This is a genomic window from Streptomyces sp. R-74717 (assembly GCF_047305335.1).
GTDB classification, from domain to species: domain Bacteria; phylum Actinomycetota; class Actinomycetes; order Streptomycetales; family Streptomycetaceae; genus Streptomyces; species Streptomyces atratus.
In genome coordinates, this window is record NZ_CP102361.1 from 5,581,847 (window position 1) to 5,603,656 (window position 21,810).

The 21,810-nt window shown below is 69.0% G+C and carries 16 protein-coding genes and 1 pseudogene; 12 read left to right on the forward strand and 5 right to left on the reverse strand.

Going from position 1 to position 21,810, the window contains the following annotated elements; genetic code table 11:
• Positions 1–139: 139 nt before the first annotated feature.
• The gene (locus tag NRF20_RS25545) at positions 140–1,093 is read right to left on the reverse strand and encodes an HAD family hydrolase (RefSeq protein WP_398634268.1); all 954 of its coding nucleotides are present in this window, start codon (positions 1,091–1,093) and stop codon (positions 140–142) included.
• A 171-nt stretch (positions 1,094–1,264) separates the two neighbouring features.
• Between NRF20_RS25545 and NRF20_RS25550 the strand changes: the two genes are divergently transcribed.
• The 12 genes and pseudogenes from NRF20_RS25550 to hemB (NRF20_RS25605) form a co-directional block, all read left to right on the forward strand.
• Entirely contained in the window at positions 1,265–1,540 is a 276-nt protein-coding gene (locus NRF20_RS25550) for a glutaredoxin family protein (protein WP_266360576.1), read from the forward strand.
• Between the two features lie 272 nt (positions 1,541–1,812).
• Positions 1,813–2,580: a redox-sensing transcriptional repressor Rex gene (locus NRF20_RS25555; protein ID WP_266360578.1), complete on the forward strand. Its 768-nt coding sequence runs from the start codon at positions 1,813–1,815 to the stop codon at positions 2,578–2,580.
• The gene (locus NRF20_RS25560) at positions 2,577–4,070 is read left to right on the forward strand and encodes a glutamyl-tRNA reductase (protein ID WP_413753323.1); all 1,494 of its coding nucleotides are present in this window, start codon (positions 2,577–2,579) and stop codon (positions 4,068–4,070) included. The genes NRF20_RS25555 and NRF20_RS25560 overlap by 4 nt, the downstream gene beginning before the upstream one ends.
• Entirely contained in the window at positions 4,067–5,053 is a 987-nt protein-coding gene (gene hemC / locus NRF20_RS25565; RefSeq protein WP_398634266.1) for a hydroxymethylbilane synthase, read from the forward strand. The genes NRF20_RS25560 and hemC overlap by 4 nt, the downstream gene beginning before the upstream one ends.
• Positions 5,050–6,720, forward strand: a complete 1,671-nt coding sequence (locus NRF20_RS25570) for a bifunctional uroporphyrinogen-III C-methyltransferase/uroporphyrinogen-III synthase (RefSeq protein ID WP_266360584.1) — start codon at positions 5,050–5,052, stop codon at positions 6,718–6,720. The genes hemC and NRF20_RS25570 overlap by 4 nt, the downstream gene beginning before the upstream one ends.
• Before the next feature lie 113 nt (positions 6,721–6,833).
• Positions 6,834–7,823, forward strand: a complete 990-nt coding sequence (gene hemB / locus NRF20_RS25575) for a porphobilinogen synthase (RefSeq protein ID WP_413753324.1) — start codon at positions 6,834–6,836, stop codon at positions 7,821–7,823.
• A 356-nt stretch (positions 7,824–8,179) separates the two neighbouring features.
• Positions 8,180–8,851 (forward strand): hypothetical protein, encoded by a 672-nt coding sequence (locus NRF20_RS25580; RefSeq protein WP_413753325.1) that lies wholly within the window; start codon positions 8,180–8,182, stop codon positions 8,849–8,851.
• Positions 8,848–10,995, forward strand: coding sequence for an N-6 DNA methylase (locus NRF20_RS25585; protein WP_413753326.1), 2,148 nt, complete (start codon positions 8,848–8,850; stop codon positions 10,993–10,995). The genes NRF20_RS25580 and NRF20_RS25585 overlap by 4 nt, the downstream gene beginning before the upstream one ends.
• A 44-nt stretch (positions 10,996–11,039) precedes the next feature.
• Positions 11,040–12,653 carry a type I restriction-modification system subunit M gene (locus NRF20_RS25590; protein WP_413753327.1) on the forward strand — a complete coding sequence of 538 codons (1,614 nt, stop codon included), beginning with the start codon at positions 11,040–11,042 and terminating at the stop codon, positions 12,651–12,653.
• A 176-nt stretch (positions 12,654–12,829) separates the two neighbouring features.
• The gene (locus NRF20_RS25595) at positions 12,830–13,876 is read left to right on the forward strand and encodes a restriction endonuclease subunit S (protein ID WP_413754604.1); all 1,047 of its coding nucleotides are present in this window, start codon (positions 12,830–12,832) and stop codon (positions 13,874–13,876) included.
• A complete protein-coding gene (locus NRF20_RS25600; RefSeq protein ID WP_413753328.1) occupies positions 13,873–17,115 on the forward strand; it encodes a type I restriction endonuclease subunit R in 3,243 nt (1,080 codons plus the stop codon). Before NRF20_RS25595 ends, NRF20_RS25600 begins: the two co-directional genes overlap by 4 nt.
• 219 nt (positions 17,116–17,334) lie before the next feature.
• Positions 17,335–18,015, forward strand: a pseudogene (gene hemB / locus NRF20_RS25605) (porphobilinogen synthase); the annotation flags it as partial.
• 77 nt (positions 18,016–18,092) lie between these two features.
• Here hemB (NRF20_RS25605) and NRF20_RS25610 read toward each other — a convergent pair.
• From NRF20_RS25610 to NRF20_RS25625, 4 genes are all read right to left on the reverse strand, one after another.
• Positions 18,093–18,659 (reverse strand): GNAT family N-acetyltransferase, encoded by a 567-nt coding sequence (locus NRF20_RS25610; RefSeq protein ID WP_413753329.1) that lies wholly within the window; start codon positions 18,657–18,659, stop codon positions 18,093–18,095.
• Positions 18,660–18,984: 325 nt separating this feature from the next.
• Complete coding sequence (locus NRF20_RS25615; protein ID WP_413753330.1) at positions 18,985–20,187, reverse strand: PLP-dependent aminotransferase family protein; 1,203 nt, start codon at positions 20,185–20,187, stop codon at positions 18,985–18,987.
• A 44-nt stretch (positions 20,188–20,231) separates the two neighbouring features.
• Positions 20,232–20,471 (reverse strand): hypothetical protein, encoded by a 240-nt coding sequence (locus NRF20_RS25620; protein ID WP_413753331.1) that lies wholly within the window; start codon positions 20,469–20,471, stop codon positions 20,232–20,234.
• A 260-nt stretch (positions 20,472–20,731) separates the two neighbouring features.
• The gene (locus tag NRF20_RS25625; RefSeq protein WP_413753332.1) at positions 20,732–21,364 is read right to left on the reverse strand and encodes an HAD family acid phosphatase; all 633 of its coding nucleotides are present in this window, start codon (positions 21,362–21,364) and stop codon (positions 20,732–20,734) included.
• Positions 21,365–21,810 lie beyond the last annotated feature (446 nt).

The following is a 21,810-nucleotide window of genomic DNA, read 5'->3' on the forward strand; positions in this document are numbered from 1 at the left end:
CGCGACGGGTTGTGGTCGGGTGCGAGCAATCCGACTGGCGGGAGCGGTCGGTGGGTAAGGGGTCCCGATTGGCGGCAGGCGTCCGGGCGTGGCTCGGCGGCCCCCGGCGGGATCGGGCGGGGGCGCGAACGGGTGTGCGTCAGCGGCGGCGGCGGTGCAGGGCGACGGCGGCCGCGGTGCCACCTGCGAGGGCGCCCACGCCGGCCGCGGCCGGGATGCCGACCTTGGCCGCCTTGCGGCCCGTCCGGTAGTCCCGCAGCCGCCAGTCGAGCGCGCGGGCGTGCTTGCGGAGCTTGGCGTCCGGGTTGATCGCGTACGGGTGTCCGACCAGGGACAGCATCGGGATGTCGTTGTGCGAATCGCTGTACGCCGCACAGCGGTCGAGGTCCAGACCCTCGACCGCCGCCAGGGCGCGGACCGCCTCGGCCTTCGCGGGGCCGTGCAGCGGCTCGCCGACCAGACGGCCGGTGTAGACGCCGTCGACGGATTCGGCGACCGTGCCGAGTGCGCCGGTCAGGCCGAGGCGGCGGGCGATGATCGTGGCGGTCTCCACCGGGGCGGCGGTGACCAGCCAGACCCGCTGTCCGGCGTCGAGGTGGGCCTGGGCGAGTGCGCGGGTGCCGGGCCAGATGCGGTCGGCCATGTACTCGTCGTAGATCTCTTCGCCGATGGACATCAGCTCGGAGACACGGTGGCCCTTGACGATGGACAGGGCGCTGTCGCGGGCGTCCTGCATGTGTTCCGGGTCCTCGACGCCGGCCAGCCTGAACCAGGCCTGCTGCCAGGCGAACCTGGTCAGCTCGCGGCGCTGGAAGAACTTCCGCTTGTACAGGCCGCGGCCGAAGTGGAAGATCGCCGCGCCCTGCATCACGGTGTTGTCCAGGTCGAAGAAGGCGGCGGCCCGGTCGTCGCCGACGACGGGGAAGGGCGGTTCCTCGGTCGTGGTGAGGACAGAGGTGTCCTGGTCGGCGGCGGGGGACTGATCGTCGGGGAGGGAGGACTTCCGCGCCGCCTCAGCTGCTGCCTCGCCTGCCAGCACGCTCCGTGCTGTTGCGGGGCGCCTACGGGGTGTGAGCCATCCAAGAGCGGCCATGTCGTGAGCATAGTCAGTCGGTTCGGCCCTTCCCGACCTGCTGGGATGCCGTGCCGTGAACTCTCGGCTGCCGATTTGTTAAACGGGTGATTCGGGGCGTTTCGGATCAAGGGTGGAAGTGGCTCCCTTCCGGCTCGGAGGGATGGTCTCCTTCCGGCGCAGAATGAAGGCATGAGTGCACTGCTGCGACGTACGAAGAAGAAGCCCGCGGACCGGGTGGTGACCCTGGTCGGGAAGCCCGGATGTCACCTCTGTGACGACGCGAGGGCGGTGGTGCGGGAGGTCTGTGCGGAGACCGGTGCGTCCTGGGAGGAGAAGGACATCACCCAGGACGAGGAGCTGCACCGGGAGTACTGGGAGCAGATCCCGGTTGTCCTGATTGATAACGAACAGCACACGTTCTGGAAGGTGGACCCGGTGAGGCTGCGCAACGCACTGCGTTCGTGAGGGAAACGCGGTTACCATCGTGGGCGTTTTGAGTGCTCTCGGGGGAGTGGTTGTGAGGAGTGTGTACCGCTTTGCCCCCTTCGGGCCTGCAACGGGCTGATGCGATCCTTGGTTCCGGGATCGCGCGACGAATGTGCGTGACCCCGGTCACTTTGACCGGACAAAACGGACACTATCTTTGTGCACGCGTTCACAAAGACATAGCCTGCATTCGACGGGGCGGCCTTGGGACATACGGCCGCCTGCAGCCCCGCTCATCCCGCAGGAGCACCGTGGCAACTGGCCGAAATCACCGACCGGCGACCCGTAGCCGAGGAATTCCCGAGGCCACCGTCGCCCGACTTCCGCTGTACCTGCGCGCACTGACCGCGCTCTCCGAGCGCTCGGTCCCCACGGTCTCGTCCGAGGAGCTCGCCGCGGCGGCGGGGGTCAACTCTGCCAAGCTGCGCAAGGACTTCAGCTACCTCGGGTCCTATGGGACGCGTGGTGTCGGGTACGACGTCGAGTATCTCGTCTACCAGATCTCCCGCGAACTCGGGCTCACCCAGGACTGGCCGGTCGTGATCGTCGGTATCGGTAACCTCGGTGCCGCGCTCGCCAACTACGGCGGCTTCGCCTCCCGTGGTTTCCGGGTCGCCGCACTGATCGACGCCGACCCCGCGATGGCCGGAACGCCCGTCGCCGGGATTCCCGTGCAGCACGCCGACGAACTGGAGAAGATCGTCGGCGACAACGGCGTGTCGATCGGTGTCATCTCGACCCCGGCGGGTGCCGCTCAGCAGGTCTGCGACCGGCTCGTCGCCGCGGGCGTCACCTCCATCCTGAACTTCGCGCCGACAGTGCTGTCCGTGCCCGACGGCGTCGACGTGCGCAAGGTCGACCTGTCCATCGAGCTTCAGATCCTCGCCTTCCACGAGCAGCGCAAGGCCGGCGAGGATGCCACCGAGAGCAGCCCGGACCCGGCCGCGCCGCCCGTGCGCGCGGCCGCCGGCGATCGGAAGGGACCTGACGGGGACATGCCCGCCGTGATGCCGGCATGAGTCTTCTTGTCGTAGGGCTGAGCCATCGCAGCGCCCCCGTCTCCGTGCTGGAGCGGGCCTCTCTGGCTGCCGAGACGCAGGCCAAGCTCCTCCAGGACACCCTCGCCGCGGAGCCCGCGGCCGAGGCCGCCGTGCTGGCCACCTGCAACCGCATCGAGCTGTACGCCGACGTGGACAAGTTCCACGCGGGCGTCGCCGAGCTGTCCACGCTCCTCGCCCAGCACAGCGGCGTCGGGCTGGACGAGCTCACTCCGTATCTCTATGTGCACTACGAGGACCGGGCCGTCCACCACCTCTTCTCGGTGGCCTGCGGGCTGGACTCGATGGTCGTCGGCGAGGGCCAGATCCTCGGCCAGATCAAGGACGCACTGGCGCTGGGGCAGGAGATCCACACCGCCGGCCGGCTGCTGAACGACCTGTTCCAGCAGGCCCTGCGGGTCGGCAAGCGTGCCCACAGCGAGACCGGCATCGACCGGGCCGGGCAGTCGCTCGTCACCTTCGGTCTCGAACAGCTCGCGGCCGGTGCGGATGTCGCCGACTGGGCCAGGGGCAAGCGTGCCCTGGTGATCGGCGCCGGCTCGATGTCCTCGCTGGCCGCCGCCACCCTGGCCCGTACCGGCGTCGCCGAGATCGTCGTCGCCAACCGGACCCGGGCCCGTGCCGACCGGCTCGTCGAGATCCTGGGCCAGCCCGGCGGTACGGGAGTGGCCGCTCACGCCGTGGAGATGGCCGCGGTCTCCGACGAACTGACACGTGCCGATGTCGTCGTCTCGTGCACCGGCGCGACGGGTCTCGTGCTGACCGCCGAGGCCGTCGCCGGAGCGCTCGGCCTGGCCTTCGACACCGCGTACGAGGCGCCCGCCGCGTCCGTCCCCGCGCCGCCCGCCGACCCCGACCGGCACGCCGCCTGGGTGGAGAACGGCACCGCCGGTACGGTGCGCCAGGCCGTCCGCCGGGCCACCGTGCCCGCCCAGGGCGCCGGCCCCGTCCGCCTCGCCCTGCTCGACCTCGCCATGCCGCGCGACATCGACGGAGCCACCGCCCGTCTCGACGGTGTGCGCCTCGTCGACATCGAATCGCTCGCCGAGGCGTCCGCGGACGCCCCGATGGCCGCCGATGTGGATCAGGTACGCACCATCGTCGCCGACGAGGTCGCCGCCTTCGGCGCCGCCCAGCGCGCCGCCCACATCACCCCGACCGTCGTCGCCCTGCGCACGATGGCCGCCGGAGTGGTCGCGGGCGAGATCGCGCGGCTCGACGGACGCCTCCCCGACCTGGACGAGAAGCAGCGCGCCGAGATCACGCAGACCGTGCGCCGCGTCGTCGACAAGCTCCTGCACGCGCCCACCGTGCGGGTCAAGCAGCTCGCCAGTGAGCCCGGCGGCGCCGGGTACGCCGATGCGCTGCGGGAACTCTTCGACCTCGACCCGCAGACGGTCGCCGCCGTCTCCCGGGCAGACCTGAACGACCCGAATCGAGGGCGGTCATGACCGACAACTCACCCCTGGGCGCGGGGGCAACCAAGCCGCTGCGGCTGGGGACCCGGCGCAGCAAGCTCGCCATGGCGCAGTCCGGCCTCGTCGCCGACGCGGTCAGCGAGGTGACCGGGCGCGCCGTCGAGCTCGTCGAGATCACCACGTACGGCGACACCTCCCGGGAGCACCTCGCGCAGATCGGCGGCACCGGTGTGTTCGTCGCGGCGCTGCGCGACGCGCTGCTGCGCGGCGAGGTGGACTTCGCCGTCCACTCGCTCAAGGACCTGCCGACCGCCCAGCCCGAGGGCCTCGTGCTGGCCGCCGTACCGGTGCGCGAGGACCCGCGCGACGTACTGGTGGCGCGGGACGGGCTGACCTTCGAGCAGTTGCCGTCCGGTGCCCGCGTAGGCACCGGCTCGCCGCGCCGCATGGCGCAGCTCAACGCGTACGCCCGTAACCACGGCCTCGACTTCGAGACCGTGCCGATCCGGGGGAACGTCGATACGCGTATCGGATTTGTACGAAGCGGGGAGCTGGACGCGGTGGTACTCGCCGCGGCCGGGCTCAGCCGCCTCGGCCGGATCGGTGAGGTGACCGACTTCCTGTCGGTCGACACCGTCCTGCCCGCTCCCGGCCAGGGAGCACTGGCGATCGAATGCGCTGCGACCAGCGCAGACCTCGCCGCCGCGCTCGCCGAGCTCGACGACCCGTACACCCGGGCCGCCGTGACCGCCGAGCGTGCCCTGCTCGCCGCCCTGGAGGCCGGTTGCTCCGCACCTGTGGGTGCGCTGGCCGACCTCCTGGTCGACGGACAGGCTGTCAACGAACTGCGCCTGCGCGGTGTCGTCGGTTCAACCGACGGTTCCTCGCTGGTACAGATGTCCACCACCGGTCCCGTCCCCACGTCGCACGACGACGCGGCGGCCCTCGGTCGCGAACTCGCGGCCGAGATGCTCGCCAAGGGTGCGGCCGGTCTTATGGGGGAGCGAGCACTTTGAGCCCCACCGGCCACGCCGCATCCGACTTTCCGGCCCTGTCCGCACAAGGGCACGTCACCTTCCTCGGCGCCGGTCCCGGCGACCCGGGACTGCTGACTCTGCGCGCTGTCGAGGCGCTCGCGAGCGCGGACGTCCTTGTCGCCGAGCCGGACGTTCTCGGCGTCGTTCGCTGCCATGCGCGGGCAGGCGTAAGCACGCCTGAGCTGGCGGTTGTTGACGCGCAGTCAACAGCCGCCGGTGTTCCCGTTCTCAGGGATGCGGCCAATCTTGTCATGGAGGCAGCGAAGGGCGGCAGGCGGGTCGTCCGTGCCGTCCTGGGTGACCCGGGACTGGACGGGAACGCCGGCGCCGAGATGCGCGCCTGCGCCACCGCCGGTATCCCCTTCGAGGTCGTACCGGGTGTCGCCAACGTCGTGGGCGTGCCCGCGTACGCCGGCGTGCCGCTGCGTGACACGCAGGGTGCCGACGTCCGGTTCGTCGACGCCCGTACCGCCTCGGACCGCTGCTGGACCGAGGTCGGCGCGAGCGATGCCACGGCCGTCATCTCGACGACGCTCGACTCGGTGGCCTCGGCCGCCGGTGAGCTGGTCTCGGCGGGCCGCAAGCCCGACACCCCGCTGACCGTGACGGTGGCCGGTACGACCACCCGCCAGCGCACCTGGACGGCGACCCTCGGGACGATCGCCCAGGTCCTGAAGCAGGCGAAGGTCCTCCCGTCGCCGGAGGGGCACCAGCCCGTCATAGCCGTGGTCGGTGAGCGCAGCTCCGCCGCCCAGCGCGACCAGCTCGCGTGGTTCGAGTCCAAGCCGCTGTTCGGCTGGAAGGTGCTCGTCCCGCGTACCAAGGAGCAGGCGGCGTCGCTCTCCGACCAGCTTCGTTCGTACGGTGCTGTGCCGCACGAGGTCCCGACGATCGCCGTCGAGCCGCCTCGTACGCCCCAGCAGATGGAGCGCGCGGTCAAGGGCCTGGTCACGGGCCGCTACGAGTGGATCGCCTTCACCAGCGTGAACGCTGTGAAGGCCGTCCGGGAGAAGTTCGAGGAGTACGGGCTCGACGCCCGTGCCTTTGCCGGGATCAAGGTCGCGGCCGTCGGCGAGCAGACCGCCGCCGCGCTCGTCGACTTCGGTGTGAAGCCGGACCTGGTGCCGTCCGGTGAGCAGTCCGCCGCCGGTCTGCTGGAGGACTGGCCGCCGTACGACCCGGTCTTCGACCCGATCGACCGCGTCTTCCTGCCGCGCGCCGACATCGCCACCGAGACGCTGGTGGCCGGGCTCATCGAGCTGGGCTGGGAGGTCGACGACGTCACCGCGTACCGCACGGTCCGCGCCTCGCCGCCGCCTGCGGACACGCGTGAGGCCATCAAGGGCGGCGGCTTCGACGCGGTGCTCTTCACCTCGTCGTCGACCGTCCGGAACCTCGTCGGTATCGCGGGCAAGCCGCACAACGTGACGGTCATCGCGTGTATCGGCCCGGCGACGGCCAAGACCGCCGAGGAGCACGGCCTGCGCGTCGACGTCCTGTCGCCGGAGCCTTCGGTGCACAAGCTGGCCGAGGCCCTCGCCGAGTTCGGTGCGCAGCGCCGGGAGGCGGCGAAGGAGGCCGGTGACCCGGTGGCGCGGCCGAGCGAGCGGCGTCCGGGCGCGCGGAGGCGTCGTACGACGACCTGATCGGCCCGGTTGACGGTGTCAGGGGTCCGGCTGCTTCGGCGGCCGGGCCCCTGCCCGTTTTTCCGGCACGGGTGTCGGTAAGACGGTGATGTGTACGGGGCTAATCTCGAAGGATGACTGTGTACGGAAACTTCCCCGGCTCCCGCCCCCGGCGGCTGCGGACGACCCCGGCGATGCGGCGCATGGTCGCCGAGACACGGCTCGACCCGGCGAATCTGATCCTGCCCGCGTTCGTACGCGAGGGTATCGACGCGCCCGTCGCCATCTCGGCCATGCCCGGCGTCCAGCAGCACACCCTGGACACCTTGCGGAAGGCCGCCGTCGAGGCGGTGTCGGCCGGGGTCTCCGGGATCATGCTCTTCGGTGTCCCCGCGGACGAGAAGAAGGACGCCCGGGGCACGGCGGGCACGGACCCGGACGGCATCCTCCAGGTGGGTCTGCGCGCGGTGCGCGAGGAGGTCGGTGACGATCTCGTCGTCATGTCGGACCTGTGCCTGGACGAGTCCACCGACCACGGCCACTGCGGCGTGCTGACCGCTGACGGCCGCGTCGACAACGACGCGACGCTGGAGCGGTACGCCGAGATGGCCCAGGTCCAGGCCGACGCGGGCGCCCATGTGGTCGGCCCCAGCGGCATGATGGACGGCCAGGTCGGCGTCATCCGCGACGCGCTCGACCAGACGGGCCACGAGGACGTCTCGATTCTCGCCTACACGGTGAAGTACTCGTCGGCGTTCTACGGGCCGTTCCGTGAGGCCGTCGGCTCCTCGCTCAAGGGCGACCGCAAGACGTACCAGCAGGACCCGGCGAACGCCCGTGAGTCCCTGCGCGAGCTGGCGCTCGACCTCGAAGAGGGCGCCGACATGGTCATGGTCAAGCCGGCCGGACCGTACCTGGACATCCTCGCGAAGGTCGCCGACTCGGTGGACGTGCCGGTCGCCGCGTACCAGATCAGTGGTGAGTACGCGATGATCGAGGCCGCCGCGGAGAAGGGCTGGATCGACCGGGACGCGGCGATCATGGAGAGCCTGACCGGGATCCGGCGGGCCGGTGCGCAGATGATCCTGACGTACTGGGCGACGGAGGTCGCGCGGCGGCTCTGAGTGGTGCGTGCGGCAGAAGGAACGGGTCACGGGAACTTTCGTGGCCCGTTTTTCACTGTGGACAAAAGAAACGAAAGACTCGTGAGAACCGGGCTTCTCACGAGCGCCGTCTCTATGCGCTTCCCTTGGAGAGGGAAACACGCTAGGTTGAAGACGTCGCGGTGATGGGGCGTCAGGCCGAGTATCACGGCGGAAACAGTGACGCCCTACACCGCCCAATATCCGTGGGCGGTGTAGGGCACATCACCAGGCTCTACCCCGGGCTGTGTGCTATGCGGAAAAGCAAGCGGTGACAGGACTCCAAGGCGTACTCCGGCAACATAACACGACAGCCGGACGGAAGGAAGGGCGGGGCTATGACGGAGAACGGTGAAGAGCAGTTAGTCCAGGCAATCTCCCCGGAGCGGTTCCAGCCGTTCCTGGGCGAGTGCCGCGGAGATGTGGTGGTGGCTCTGCGGCTCTACGCCTGGGACGCCGAAGCGGCTCGGGCGCTGCACAGCCCCTTGCGTGACCTGGAGGTGAGCCTGCGCAATCGGCTCCACCGGCAGCTCGCGGGCAAGTTCCGCCAGGCCGACTGGTGGAACCTCCGGCGGGCCGAGCCCAACCGCTGGGCCATGGAAGACATCCGCGACGCCGAGGACCGCCTCGCGCGCCGTGGCAGGCGGTACGCCCCGTGCGACGTCGTCGCGACGCTGTCGTTCGGCTTCTGGATCGGCCTGCTCAGCACGGGCGGCCGTGGCAACTACGAGATGAAGTACTGGTACCCGTCGCTGCGCCACTGCTTCAAGGGGCTGCGGCGCGAGGAACTGCATGATCAGTTCGAGGTCATGCGAACCTTGCGCAACCGCATCGCGCACCACGAGCGCATCTCCCACCGCCACCTGGAGCAGGACTTCCGGACGGCTGTCGAGCTGATGGCCGTCGTCGCTCCCGAGCTGGCGGCGCGCCACGAGAAGTACAGCCAGGTCCCCGCGGTCCTGGCCCGCAAGGCCCGGGTTCTCTCGGGTGAGGAGGAGATTGTGCTGTGACGGAGCGGCGGCGGTACGAGCCGGTGACCCTCGGCGAGATCAAGGAGCTCGCCGAGGTGGGCCGGCCCACGGTCAGTAATTGGCGGCGGCGTCACGATTCCTTCCCCGATCCGGTCGGCGGCAGCGAGAGCAAGCCCCTGTTCGATACAGAGGAGATCGGGCGTTGGCTCGACGAACGGCCCGTGCCCGACGGCGAACGTCGTCCGGACGGAACACTGCCGACCTACGGGGAACGCTTCCGTGACGGTCTGCGGCTGCGGCGGCTGGTGACACTCGGACACGGGATGCTCGGTGCCGATGAGCTGATCATCCAGGCGCTGGCCGTCACGGCGATGGAGGGGGAGGGCGGAGGCAGCGTGCCGGAGAGTCTGCCGGACAGCCTTCTGCCGGATCTCGACCGAGCCGATTCCGAACTCGTGCACACCGTGCGCGAGCTGATCGAGGAGTTGGACAGCACCGGTTCGGCAGCCGAGGTAATCCTTCAGCTGGCGGGGCGCATGGAATCCGACCTCGCGATGGACGCGACGCCACGGGCGGTCGTCGACCTGATCGAGGCGCTGGGAGAGCCTGTTCTCTCGGCAGCGGAGCCGAAGGTCGTGCTCAACTTGTGTGCCGGCACTGGAGATCTGCTGTTGGCGCTCGGGGTCGACGGCGGTGTCGGCGATGTCGCCGCTGTGGAGCCCGACCCGCTGCGACGAAAGCTGCTGATCTACCGCTTGCTCGCACGCTGGTCGGCGGAGGCGGTCGAGGTCCGCGCCCGGCCGGAGGAACTGGGCACCGTCCGTCCGCATGAGCAGTGGGCGTCGCAGCCGACCGACGTGGACGAGGAGCCGAGGGGATTCCCCGCCGCCGATCTGGTCGTCGCCGATCCGCCGTACGCCTCCGGGGAGCGCGAGCGCGACGAGGACGGGCCGCTGTGGTGGGCGATCGAGGCGATGCGGCACCTGCGTCCGGACGGTCAGGGGCTCGTGGTCGTACCATCCTGGACGCTGTCCCGTCCACGTGGCGGGGTGATGACGGCCAATGCCCGGATGCGCGAGGACCTGCTCAAGTCCGGCGTGGTGGAAGCAATCGTTCAACTGCCCCGCCGTATCCACACGTTCCGCACCGGCGCGGAGCACGCCTTGCTCGTACTGCGGGGTGTGGCGGAGGTCCCGCGTGTGGCGGCGCCGGTCCTGCTGATCGATGCGGACCGCTTGGCGCGACGGGTCGGAGATGGCTGGCCGCGCTACGTCGTGGGGCTGCTCAGAAGCGGTGAGACCCCGGTCGCCCAGGAAGCCCAGCACGTGCCGGTGACGACGACGGGCCCGGGCACCTCGTTTCTGCTGGACGGTCGTTCCCTGTTGCCCGCGCATCGCCTCGCGTCCCCGGAGAAGGGTCTCGACCACTTCGCGGCGACAGTGGAGGCACGGCAGAACGCGTACGCGGCGCTGCCGCATCTGAAGCAGTGGATCGGCGATCTCGGCATCGGCAAACGAGAGAGCCGGGCCGCTCACCTCAAGGTCGGTGGACAGCTGAAAGCAGGGCAGCTCAGACTCCTGCCTGGGCACCGCATCCGGGAAGGCGACATCGGAGATGCCGGAGTCCCGGTGATCGGCCGCGAAGAAATGCTCGGGGCCCTGCCGATCGGCGAACGGCGCATCATGCTGGAGGATCTCGCCGCCTACCCGCAGGCTGTGATGACCGAACAGGGCGACGTCTTCCTGTTCACCGAACACGGGGTACGCACGCGCGTCGATGGCGCGGGCGGCTGCGTACTGCTCGCACCGGTCCAGGGGCTACGGATCGCGGCATACCGGAAGTATTTGACGGACCTGGCGGCGGGGAAGGAAGCGCGTCCCGAGAGTTTGTGGATGCGCCCCTATCCGCTGGCCCATCTGCTGGCTGCGCCGCGGAACCAGCAGCGCGGCAGCGGATCGCTCGTACGGCGCGTGAGCGTGCGGGACATGGACCTGCCACAGCTGCCGGCGGAGGAGATCGCCGATCTCGAAACGGTCCTGGCGGACGCGGAACGGCACCGCGCCGACGTACGCCGTCAGCTGGCCGCACTGGACACCCTGGCCGAACGGCTGGCGGCGGGCGTCGCGGACGGCGACCTGAGACTGCGCAAACGGCCCGGTCCCGGGCCCGCACCCCGGGTCTGATAGCCCGACCGGCCCCTACGAACCACGAGAGAAACGAGAACCCCGTGCCACCACGGAAGAAGACCGAACCCGCCGACATGAAGCAGATCCTGTGGCAGGCCGCGGACAAGCTGCGCGGCAGCCTGGACGCCGCCGCGTACAAGCATTTCGTCCTAGGCCTCGTCTTCCTCAAGTACGTGTCCGCTGCGATGAGCGAGAAGCGCGCGCAGCTGGAGGCGGAGCTCAGGGAGGAGGGCGGCTGGAGCGAGGACGACATTCTCGTCACGCTGGAGGAACGGCGCGAGTACACCGGTGCCGGCATCTTCTACGTACCGCCGACCGCCCGCTGGGAGAGCATCCTCGAACGGGCCGGTACGACGGTGGAGGGCCAGACCGTAGGCGAGGCGATCGACGCGGCCATGCTGGCGATCGAGGCGCAGAATCCGGCGCTGAAGAAGACCCTGCCCAAGATCTACGCCAGCGGCCAGGTCGATGAGGAACGCCTTTCGGGGCTGATCAGGCTGCTGGACCGGCTCGCCTTCCAGGAGCAGCTGGGCGATGACGGCCGCCGCAAGGGTGCGCGGGACATCATGGGCGAGGTGTACGAGTACTTCCTTGCCGAGTTCGCGCTCAAGGAGGGCCGCAAGGGCGGGGAGTACTTCACGCCTGAGAGCGTGGTCCAGCTTCTGGTGGAGGTGCTGGAGCCGCAGCAGGGGGAGCGGGTCTACGACCCGGCGTGCGGGTCGGGCGGCATGTTCGTCCAGGCGGAGAAGTTCATCGAGACGCATGGCGGCAACCCGCTGAACGTCTCGGTGTACGGCCAGGAACTCAACCAGACTACCTGGCAGTTGGCCCATATGAACCTGGCCATTCATGGTGTCGAGGCCAACCTCGGTGACGAACCGGCCGACACGTTCCGCAACGACCAGCACCCGACGCTCAAGGCGGACGTGGTGATGGCCAATCCGCCGTTCAACATCTCCGACTGGGGCGGCGAGCTGCTCGGCATGGACCGACGCTGGGTGTACGGGGCACCGCCTGTCGGCAACGCGAATTACGCGTGGCTCCAGCACATGATCAGCAAGCTCGCGCCGAGCGGCCGGGCGGGTGTGATCCTGGCCAACGGCTCGATGAGCAGCAAGCAGTCCGGAGAGGGCGACATCCGCCGGGGCATGGTCGAGGTCGACCTGGTGATGTGCATGATCGCGCTGCCGGGGCAGTTGTTCCGGTCGACGCAGATCCCGGCCTGCCTGTGGTTCCTCGCGGAGGGTAAGGGCCGGCACTCCGGGTGGGTGCGGGGGCGCAAAGGCGAGGTGCTGTTCATTGATGCGCGCGAGTTCGGCGTGATGAAGAACCGCACGCTGCGGGAACTGACGCCCGAGGAGATTGTTTCCCGTATCGGCGACACGGTGCGTGCGTGGCGGGGCGTGGGGGGCGTGGAACCGTACGAGGACGTGCCGGGCTTCTGTGCGAGCGTTGGCCTGGAGTGCATCGCCGAGCACGACTACGTACTGACCCCGGCGCGGTACGTGGGGACGGCGGAGGTGGAGGTCGACCCGGGCGCGGAGCCGGTGGAGGCGAAGATCGCGCGGCTGACGGCGTTGCTGCGGGAGCAGTTCGCGGAGTCGGAGCGGTTGGCGAAGGTTGTTGAAGAGCAGTTGGGGAGGGTGCTGGCGTGAGCGCGCGATTGGGAGATGTATGCATCGCGGTAATTGACAGTGAGCACAAGACAGCCCCTCGCGCCCCTCGTGGCGCGGAATTTGCACTATCAGTCGGAACGCCTCACATCCGAAGCGGGCGGTTGTTGCTTGAGGATGCAGTGCCTGTCGATCGTGGAACCTATGCTCAATGGACGGTGCGAGGCGTTCCTGAAGCAGGTGACCTGATCCTGACCCGCGAGGCACCGGTTGGTCAGGCAGGAATGATTCAGCATGGCGTGCGAGTTTGCCTACGTCAGCGCACAGTCTTGTTGAGGCCGGACCCGGAAGCGGTAGACGGGCAGTTTCTTTTGTACCTGTTGGTAAGTCCGCGAGTGCAAGAGAGAATGCATGCGAGGGGGGCGGGCTCTACTGTCGCTCACCTAAACATTAAAGAAGTGCGCGCCTTGGAGCTAGGGCTGTTGCCCGGGGTAAGCGTTCAGCGGGCCATTGCCGACGTTCTCGGTGCGCTGGATGACAAGATCGCGCTCAATGAGCGGATCTGTTCAGCCGTTTTGGAGATCGGCGACGCCTACTACCAGGCGATGGCCGATCTAGGTGCCCGCGTGGAGTACGCGACTCTCGGCCAGCTCATGGCCGAAGGCGCGCTGGAGTTCGGTGACGGGTACCGGACCAAGAAAGCTGAGCACGGAACACCGGGGCTTCCCATTCTGCGGGTTGCGGAGGTGGGGGCAGGGGAAATTACTCCATCCTTCGGTGATCACGTCCGGGATGAATTCCGGACGGCGATGGGGAGGAAAACCTCGCGTTCTGGTGACATCGTCCTCACGACTAAGGGCACAGTTGGGCGGGTGGCAATGATTTCTCCCCACGATGCCGAGTTCGTCTACAGTCCGCAGGTGTGTTTCTTCCGCGCACAGGCTGGCGCCTCGATGTCGAGAATCTACCTGTTCCACTGGCTGCGCGGCCAGGAGTTCTGGCGCCAGGCTGTCGGAATGAAGGGGCAGACCGACATGGCTGACTATCTCAGTCTCGGCGATATTCGGTCGCTGAAGATCTCGCTTCCCGGACGATCGGCGCTCGCTGATTTCGATCGGCAGTGTGCGCCGCTGCACGCACGGGCCGAGGCAGCCAGGCTCGAGAACCGCACCCTCGCCGACCTCCGCGACACCCTCCTCCCTCAGCTCGTCACCGGAAAGCTCCGCGTCAAGGACGCCACCCGCGTTGTAGAGGAGGCCGTATGACCGACGCCGGCCTGCAGGCCCACCCCACCGGCGAGCCCCTCATCGACCGGCTCACCGAGCACGAGCTGGAGCTCCACGCCCTCGGGCTGCTTGCCGAGTGCGGGTGGCGGCATGTGCCCGGGGCCGAGTTGGGGCCTTCGTACGGGGTGCGGAAAGGGTGGGGGGACCTCGTCCTGTACCCCAATCTCCGCAAGGCGATCCGACGCCGCTACCCGCAATTGCCCGAGAGCGTTGCCGACGACGCCATACCCCTGCTCCTCGAACAGCTCACGCAGCACGATCTGCGAGAGAACCACCGGTTCTACGAGAAGCTGACCGGCGGCGTCTCCGTCCCCTACGACGACCCCGCCACCGGCGACACACGGCATGCTGTCATCCGGCCCGTCGGCTTCGGCGACCCGCACGCCAATGACCTCGTCGCTGCCAACCAGGTCCGGGTCAAGAGCGTCAAGGGCCGGACGTTCATATTCGACATCGTCCTGTACGTGAACGGGCTGCCACTCGCCGTCATCGAGCTGAAGAAGGCCGACAGCAACGACAGCGCCCGCACCGCCTACGAGCAGCTCCAGGGCTACCGGCGCGAACTGAAGCAGACCGGCACCTTTGCCACGCTCCTCGTCGCGCTCGCCTCCGACGGGATCACCGCCCGCATGGGCACGCCCTTCACGCCCTGGCAGCACATGGCCCCCTGGCACGCCGACGAGCACGACCTCATGCTGCGCAAGCATGAGCGCGAGGACGGGCGGGCGCTGGAACGCATGCTGTACGGGGCGTTCCAGCCGGCCCGTCTCCTCGATCTGATCGCGCACTTTCTTTCGTACTCGGCCGAGGGCTCGGGCGACGTCAACACGGTCAAGCTGGCCAAGGCGCACCAGTACATCGCCGTGAACGCGGCCGTCCGCGCCACCGAGTCGGCCATCGCGACCGACGGCCGGGCGGGCGTTGTCTGGCACACCCAGGGTGCGGGCAAGAGCGAGGAGATGCTCTTCTACGTGGGGAAGGCGGCATCGGCCCCCGAGCTGTCCAGTCCGACGTTCGTCATGCTTACCGACCGGATCGACCTCGACGACCAGCTGTACAGGACGTTCGCCGCCAGCCACACGCTCCGCAAGCGGATCAAAGGCGCACCGGCGACAGCTGATGACGCGGGACAGCTGCGCGAGTTGCTGAACAGTCCGAAGAGCAACGGCGGAGTCGTCTTCGCCACGCTGCAGAAGTTCCGGCTCACCGAGGCCGAGCGCAAGGCCGGGGTCCGGCACCCGCAGATCTCCCCGCGCCGCGATGTGATCGTCGTCGTCGACGAGGCGCACCGCAGTCACTACGACTTCATCGACGGCTACGCCCGCAATCTGCGCGACGCCCTCCCGAACGCCACCTTCATCGCCTTCACGGGTACGCCCATCAACAACCGCACGGGCAGCACGCGTGGCGTCTTCGGAGAGAACATCCATACCTACGACCTGACCCAGGCCGTGGACGACGGTGCGACCGTGCCCGTCTTCTACGAAGCGCACCTCGTCCAGGTCGACCTCATCAAGGATGCCGACCTCGACGATCTTGACGCCCGCGCGGAGGGCCTGATCGAGGGGCTGTCCGAGGAGGAGAAGCGGGCCGCGCGTGCTCAGTTCGGGCGGTACGAGGACCTGATCGGCTCGCCCGCACGCATCCGGGAACTGGCCGGGCATCTGCTGGATCACTGGGACGCCCGCAGCAAGGAAATGAAGAAGCTGACCGGCCATCGCGGCAAGGGCATGGTCGTCTGCGCCTCCCGGGCGATCGCCGCGCGACTGTTCGAGGAGGTGATCCGTCGTCGGCCGGAGTGGGCCGGTGAGTGTGACCCGAAGTCGCAGCTGCTGACCGACACCACTGGCAAGGTCCGTGTCGTATTCACCGGCAATGCGGCCAGGGAGACGGAGGAGACCGCCGACTATGTCCGTACGCCCGGACAGTTGAAGAAGATTCAGGAGCGAGTGGTCGACGCGGACGACGGACTGGAACTGGTCATCGTTCAGTCGCTCTGGCTCACCGGATTCGACGCCCCGCCGCTGCACACCCTCTACCTGGACAAGCGGATGCGGGGGGCCGCGCTCATGCAGGCCATCGCCCGCGTCAACCGGACCTGGCCGGGGAAGCCGTCAGGTCTGGTCGTCGACTTCCAGGGCGTCATACGGGAGATCAAGGAGGCGCTCGCGGAGTACTCCGAACAGGATCAGGCGGAACCCATGCTCGGCGCCGATCTCGCGGGTGCGGTCCAGCTGGTGCGCGAGAGCCATCAGCAGATCACGGACGTTCTGCACGGCTGCCCCTGGCGGCGGATTCTCGCCGCGGGCGGGCCGCGCGCCTACCGGGAGGCGCTGACCGAGGTTCTGGAGTTCCTGATCACGCCTGAGCCAGGACTCGACGCCGGTCAGGCGACGCGTAGGCAGCGGTTCATGTTCCAGGCCAACCTGCTCCGTCAGGCGTTCTCGCTCTGTCCGACCGATCCACGCGTGCAGGACCTGCTGCCGGATATCCGGTTCATCGAGAGCGTGGCCAAGTCGCGGGAGAAGTACACCGCCGAGGAGAGGGAACGGCAGGGCACTGCCACTGCAGCGGACATGTTGCTGGTCGCTCAGCTCAATGCCTCGGTCGTCGCGGCCGACGGCGTCGTGGACATCTACGACACGGCCGGGCTGACCAAGCCGGACCTGTCGCATCTGGACGAATCGATGCTGCGGAGCCTCCAGACGTCCCGGCACCCAAACCTCACCATCGAGGCACTGCGGCGGGCGCTGCTCAAGGAGGTCAAGGACGCCCACCCCCGCAACCTCACCCGCCAGGAGACCTTTACCAACCGGATGAAGGCCGCGATGAACAGGTACACGAACGGGCTGCTCACAGCGGCCGAGTTCATGAAGTTCCTGGTGGAGCTGGCGCGGGAGGTGTCGGCCGACCGCGGCCGGGCGAAGAAGCTTGGGCTGACGGAGGACGAGCTTGCCTTTTACGACGCGCTGGCCGCCGACCCCTCGGCCGTCGAGCAGATGGAAGATACGCTCCTCGCTCGGATCGCCCACGAGCTGTACGAGCAGATCAGTAAAGACGTCACCGTCGACTGGAAGCTCAAGGAGCAGGCCAGAGACCGGATCATGGCCCGGGTGCTCCGGCTCCTCCGCAAGTACGGCTATCCGCCGGACAAGCAGCCTGCGGCGATCGAGCGCGTGCTGAAACAGGCGGAGGACCTGGCTGAGTCGATGGCGTGATCAGCTGCTTCGTCACTCCGGTCCCGAGTCTCTGGCTCTGAGCGATGGGACCTGGCGCCAAGGCCGCCCCCTCGTCCCCGACTTCGCTTGGTGCTTCCGCCAGCCGCGCGATTCTCCTTGGGCGTCCGGGGGCGGCCCCACTCCGCGAGGATGCGGGAGGCCGCTCTGTCGAGGACTGGGTCCCGGGTGAGGGTGCGCAGTACGTCGGTACGGGCGTCGCTCGGTCTGCGCGCGGTGCGCGAGGAGGTCGGTGACGATCTCGTCGTCATGTCGGACCTGTGCCTGGACGAGTCCACCGACCACGGCCACTGCGGCGTGCTGACCGCTGACGGCCGCGTCGACAACGACGCGACGCTGGAGCGGTACGCCGAGATGGCCCAGGTCCAGGCCGACGCGGGCGCCCATGTGGTCGGCCCCAGCGGCATGATGGACGGCCAGGTCGGCGTCATCCGCGACGCGCTCGACCAGACGGGCCACGAGGACGTCTCGATTCTCGCCTACACGGTGAAGTACTCGTCGGCGTTCTACGGGCCGTTCCGTGAGGCCGTCGGCTCCTCGCTCAAGGGCGACCGCAAGACGTACCAGCAGGACCCGGCGAACGCCCGTGAGTCCCTGCGCGAGCTGGCGCTCGACCTCGAAGAGGGCGCAGACATGGTCATGGTCAAGCCGGCCGGACCGTACCTGGACATCCTCGCGAAGGTCGCCGACTCGGTGGACGTGCCGGTCGCCGCGTACCAGATCAGTGGTGAGTACGCGATGATCGAGGCCGCCGCGGAGAAGGGCTGGATCGACCGGGACGCGGCGATCATGGAGAGCCTGACCGGGATCCGGCGGGCCGGTGCGCAGATGATCCTGACGTACTGGGCGACGGAGGTCGCGCGGCGGCTGGGCCGCGGGTAGGGCTCGGCCTGTACCGGGCGGCTGTCGCGGGGGTGGACGGCCTTGATCGGTCCGTAGAAGTAGAAGGCGAGTGGATCTCAGGAATCCGTGTGCCGTATGTGCAGATGGCCATCGAGAGGGAAGGCGGGCGGCGCTGCGGGCAGGACTCTGTCGAACTCGTATCCGCTCTTCTGCGCAACACGGCACGATGCCAGGTTGTCCTCCTGGTGAAGGAGTTCGAGACGCTTCAGCCCGTTCGCGCCGAAGGTGCCGAAGGCCCAGTTGGTGAGGGTCTCCAGGGCGCGAGGGGCCACACCCCGCCCCCGAGCGTGTGCCGCTGTCCAGTAGCCCACCTCGGCTGAGGGTTTGCCGGGCGCGACTTCCTTCAGGATCACGTTGCCCGCCAATTGTCCGTGAACCATGTCGGGTTGTGCCTCAAGGACGGCGAAGCCGAACCGGTGCCCTGCTGCCCAACCCTCTTGCTGGGCCTGCACCCACTGCGCCCCGTCAGCACCACTGTTCAGGGCAATGCTCGTCCAGTGGCGCACGGCGGAGTCCTTGCACACCTCGACCAGTGTGGCGACGTCCTCCATGCGCCAGGGCCGAAGAACGAGAGCGGGGGCGGACGGCGTTGCGCCCACATGCAGTGTGGCGGCGGCGTTCATCGGTTGATCGTATACAGCGACGTTGCCATCTGATGCCGGCCATGCCCGGCGCACGCCGCCCTGCGACCGGCCCGTACCGCCTTGCGACCGGTCCACTGTCGACGCCCCCGGACGCGCGAGGGCTGGACGGACCACTCGAATTGCAGGTGCGGGGTGAGACGCCTGCGGCCTCCGCGATGTCGTCGACGCGGACATGGGCCGGCCCATGCTTCAGGGTCAACCGCAGCGTCGTCGTGTCAGGGCGCAGCCGCCGCGTCCCGCCATCGTGGAGTTGCCGACGCTCTGCGATGCGGGACGGGGCGGGCTGCGCCTGGCGGGGCTGGGGTCAGCGGAGGGCCTTGGCCAGGCGGTTCAGGCCGTCCGCGATCTCGGACGGGGTGTGGGTGGTGAACGACAGGCGCAGCGTCGCCGGGTCCGGGGCACCTGCGAAGAAGGGGGCGCCGGGGACGTAGGCCACGTTGTGGGCGACCGCTTGCCGGAGCAGGACGGTCGCGTCGCGGCCGGAGGGGAGACGGGCCCAGAGGAACATGCCGCCGTCCGGACGGTTCCAACTGCTTCCGGCGGGCAACGCGTCCGCCAGTCCGGCGAGCAGGGCGTCACGGCGCTCGCGGTAGGCGTCGCGGACGGTGGCGAGGTGGGCGTCCAGGTCGGAGTCGGCGAGGTAGCGGGCTGCGGCGGCCTGGTCGATGGTCGACGTGTGCAGGTCGGCGGCCTGCTTGGCGATGACGCAGGCGCGCCGGAGTGCGGCCGGGGCGCGCAGCCAGCCGAGCCGTAGCCCGGGGGCCATCACCTTGGAGAAGCTGCTCAGCAGCACTGTGCGGTCCTCTGCCCCGGCGCAGCCCGCGATCCACTGCACCGGTTCGCCGTTGAAGCGCAGTTCGCCGTACGGGTCGTCCTCGACGATCCACAGCCCGCGCCGTGCCGCCACCTCCGCGACCGCTTGCCGGCGTGCGAGCGACAGCGTCCGGCCGGTCGGATTCTGGAAGTTGGGCACCAGATACAGCAGCTTGGGCCGTTCCGCCGCGACGAGCGCGTCCAGCGCGTCCGGCATGATGCCGTCCTCATCGGTGGGGACGGGGATGATCCGCGCGGCGGCGAGTCCGAAGCACTGCAGCGCGGCGAGATAGCTGGGGTCCTCGACCAGAACGGTGTCGCCGGGCTCCAACAGGGCCGAGGCCAGCAGCGACAGGCCCTGCTGCGAGCCGCCGGTGATCAGCAGGTCGGCGGGGTCGGTCGGCAGGCCGCGCGTGGTGAGCCGGGCGGCGACGGCTGTACGCAGCGACGGGTCGCCCTCGGTGGTCGAGTACTGCAGCACCTGCCGCGGCGACTCGCGCAGCACCGCGTCGTAGGCCGCGCGGATGCCCTCCGCGTCGAAGAGCTCGGGGGCGGGGAGGCCGCCCGCGAACGAGATGACCTCGGGGCGGGCGGTCAGCGCAAGGATCTCCCGGACGGGCGACCCGCCCACGTCGGCGGTGCGAGCGGCAAGAGCGGGGACGGCGGCGGCGCCGATATCGGCTGTGGTTGTCATGTCTGCCCACCTTACGAAGCCTCGGTCCGCCGTCGAGGGAGTTCTCACGATGCGGTCGCCGTGCGGCGGCCCACCTCGACACCGCCCCGCCGGCCGTCGCCCTTCACCAGGTGACCGCCGACGTTCTCCGGGTCAAGGCCGGCTGGGGGTTCGCGATGAGCAGGAGCACGCCGGAGGACCCGGAAGTGGCGCAGGTGCATGACGATGTGCTTGCCCAGTGCGGCCTTCTGTTCCGGTGGGCGCAGAAGGCGGGTGGAAGTGCTCGCCGCACGCGTGGTCGACACGTTGCTGCACGGTGTCGGCCGGAGTGCCGACACCGCAAAGCCGGCTCTCCGACCGCCGACCGGGCGTGGTCGACTCCAAGGTTCGGCTTTCGGGGCTTCGGCCCGTCCTCCTCCATGCTGTGCAGGCGCACTACCTCTGTGCTACGACCCCGCCTTGTCGTGATCACAACCAGGCGGGGCGCACACGTCAGCGGGTCAAGAGCCCTACCGTGTACGGGAGAGCTCTCCGGGTGTCCGTGAGGACGTGGTGGGGGCGCTGCTCAGGAGAGCTGGCCGTCGTAGTCGGGGAGTTTGAAGGTGCGTTCGGCGTGGCCGCCGGTCAGGTCGGTGGTGTTGTTGCCGATGTTGGCGATGATCGTGTAGCCGTTCTTCTCGATCTCCGCCCGCTGGGCTGTCTTGAACGCACTCACCTCGGAGAACAGGTCGCCTATCGACCGGCCGTACAGGCCGTCGACCGGGTAGCCGACCGACTTCAGGTTGTACCGGGTGATCGACTCGATGAAGTCCGGACGGGCCGATACGAAGAAGATCTTGACGCCCCGGGCGTGCGCGAAGTTCGCCAGGGCGAGGGTCCGGCGGATCGCCGGGGTCGGGAAGGCCCACGAGTAGTCGGTTTCCAGCGAGGTGTTGTCGATGTCCAGGACGATGGCGGGCTTCTCCCCGGCGGGCAGTGAGGCGGTGCGTCCGTCGACGTACGTGTCCGCCTGGTCCAGGACGGCGGCGATGTCGGCCTGCCAGGTTGCGTAGTCCGCCTTCTTCGCCGCCGCCGTGGTGGTCGCGGTGGCCGCCGAGGCGGGGGTCGCGGCCAGTGCCGGAAGGGCGGTGCCCGTTGCAAGTGTCGCGGTGAGAAGTGCTGTTGTGGCGATGCTTCTGACTCGGCCGAGTGCCGCCATGTCGGTCTCCTTGGGTGAGGGGTGAGACTGTTGCGTCGCACGCATCGTGCCAACCGTTGGTTACCGATGGGTAGAGTCCGGTCGGTCATTGACCGAACTCCCTGTATTGCGAGCCCCGTTGCCCGGTCCCCGCGTGGGCGTGGTGGGGCCGGACCCGCGCTGCCGGCCCCGGCGTCCTGGATCAGACACCAGCCGCAAAGCAGCGGGGTGATCACGCGCTCGCCGCCGTGGCGGCCTGCTCGTCGTGTTCGCGCAGCATCCGCATGACGGTGGCACGTTGAGCACCTTGGCGAGTTGGGGCACGAGGCGGAAGCGGGCGGTGTGGTACTGGATGGCCATCTTCCCCTTGCCGGTCCGGCACGGGGAGCCCGCTGGGGCGGCACAGGTGGACATCGGGCAGTCGTGCGATTCCACGTGCTTGAAGTCGTCGCTCACGACCCCGGACT

Excerpts from the sequence above, each read along its gene's own strand:
- NRF20_RS25625 (WP_413753332.1), bottom strand. The coding sequence starts at position 21,364 with ATGGCGGCACTCGGCCGAGTCAGAAGCATCGCCACAACAGCACTTCTC.
- NRF20_RS25600 (WP_413753328.1), top strand. The coding sequence starts at position 13,873 with ATGACCGACGCCGGCCTGCAGGCCCACCCCACCGGCGAGCCCCTCATC.
- hemB (WP_413753324.1), top strand. The coding sequence starts at position 6,834 with ATGACTGTGTACGGAAACTTCCCCGGCTCCCGCCCCCGGCGGCTGCGG.
- NRF20_RS25550 (WP_266360576.1), top strand. The coding sequence starts at position 1,265 with ATGAGTGCACTGCTGCGACGTACGAAGAAGAAGCCCGCGGACCGGGTG.
- NRF20_RS25615 (WP_413753330.1), bottom strand. The coding sequence starts at position 20,187 with ATGACAACCACAGCCGATATCGGCGCCGCCGCCGTCCCCGCTCTTGCC.
- NRF20_RS25580 (WP_413753325.1), top strand. The coding sequence starts at position 8,180 with ATGACGGAGAACGGTGAAGAGCAGTTAGTCCAGGCAATCTCCCCGGAG.
- NRF20_RS25545 (WP_398634268.1), bottom strand. The coding sequence starts at position 1,093 with ATGGCCGCTCTTGGATGGCTCACACCCCGTAGGCGCCCCGCAACAGCA.
- NRF20_RS25610 (WP_413753329.1), bottom strand. The coding sequence starts at position 18,659 with ATGAACGCCGCCGCCACACTGCATGTGGGCGCAACGCCGTCCGCCCCC.
- NRF20_RS25560 (WP_413753323.1), top strand. The coding sequence starts at position 2,577 with ATGAGTCTTCTTGTCGTAGGGCTGAGCCATCGCAGCGCCCCCGTCTCC.
- hemC (WP_398634266.1), top strand. The coding sequence starts at position 4,067 with ATGACCGACAACTCACCCCTGGGCGCGGGGGCAACCAAGCCGCTGCGG.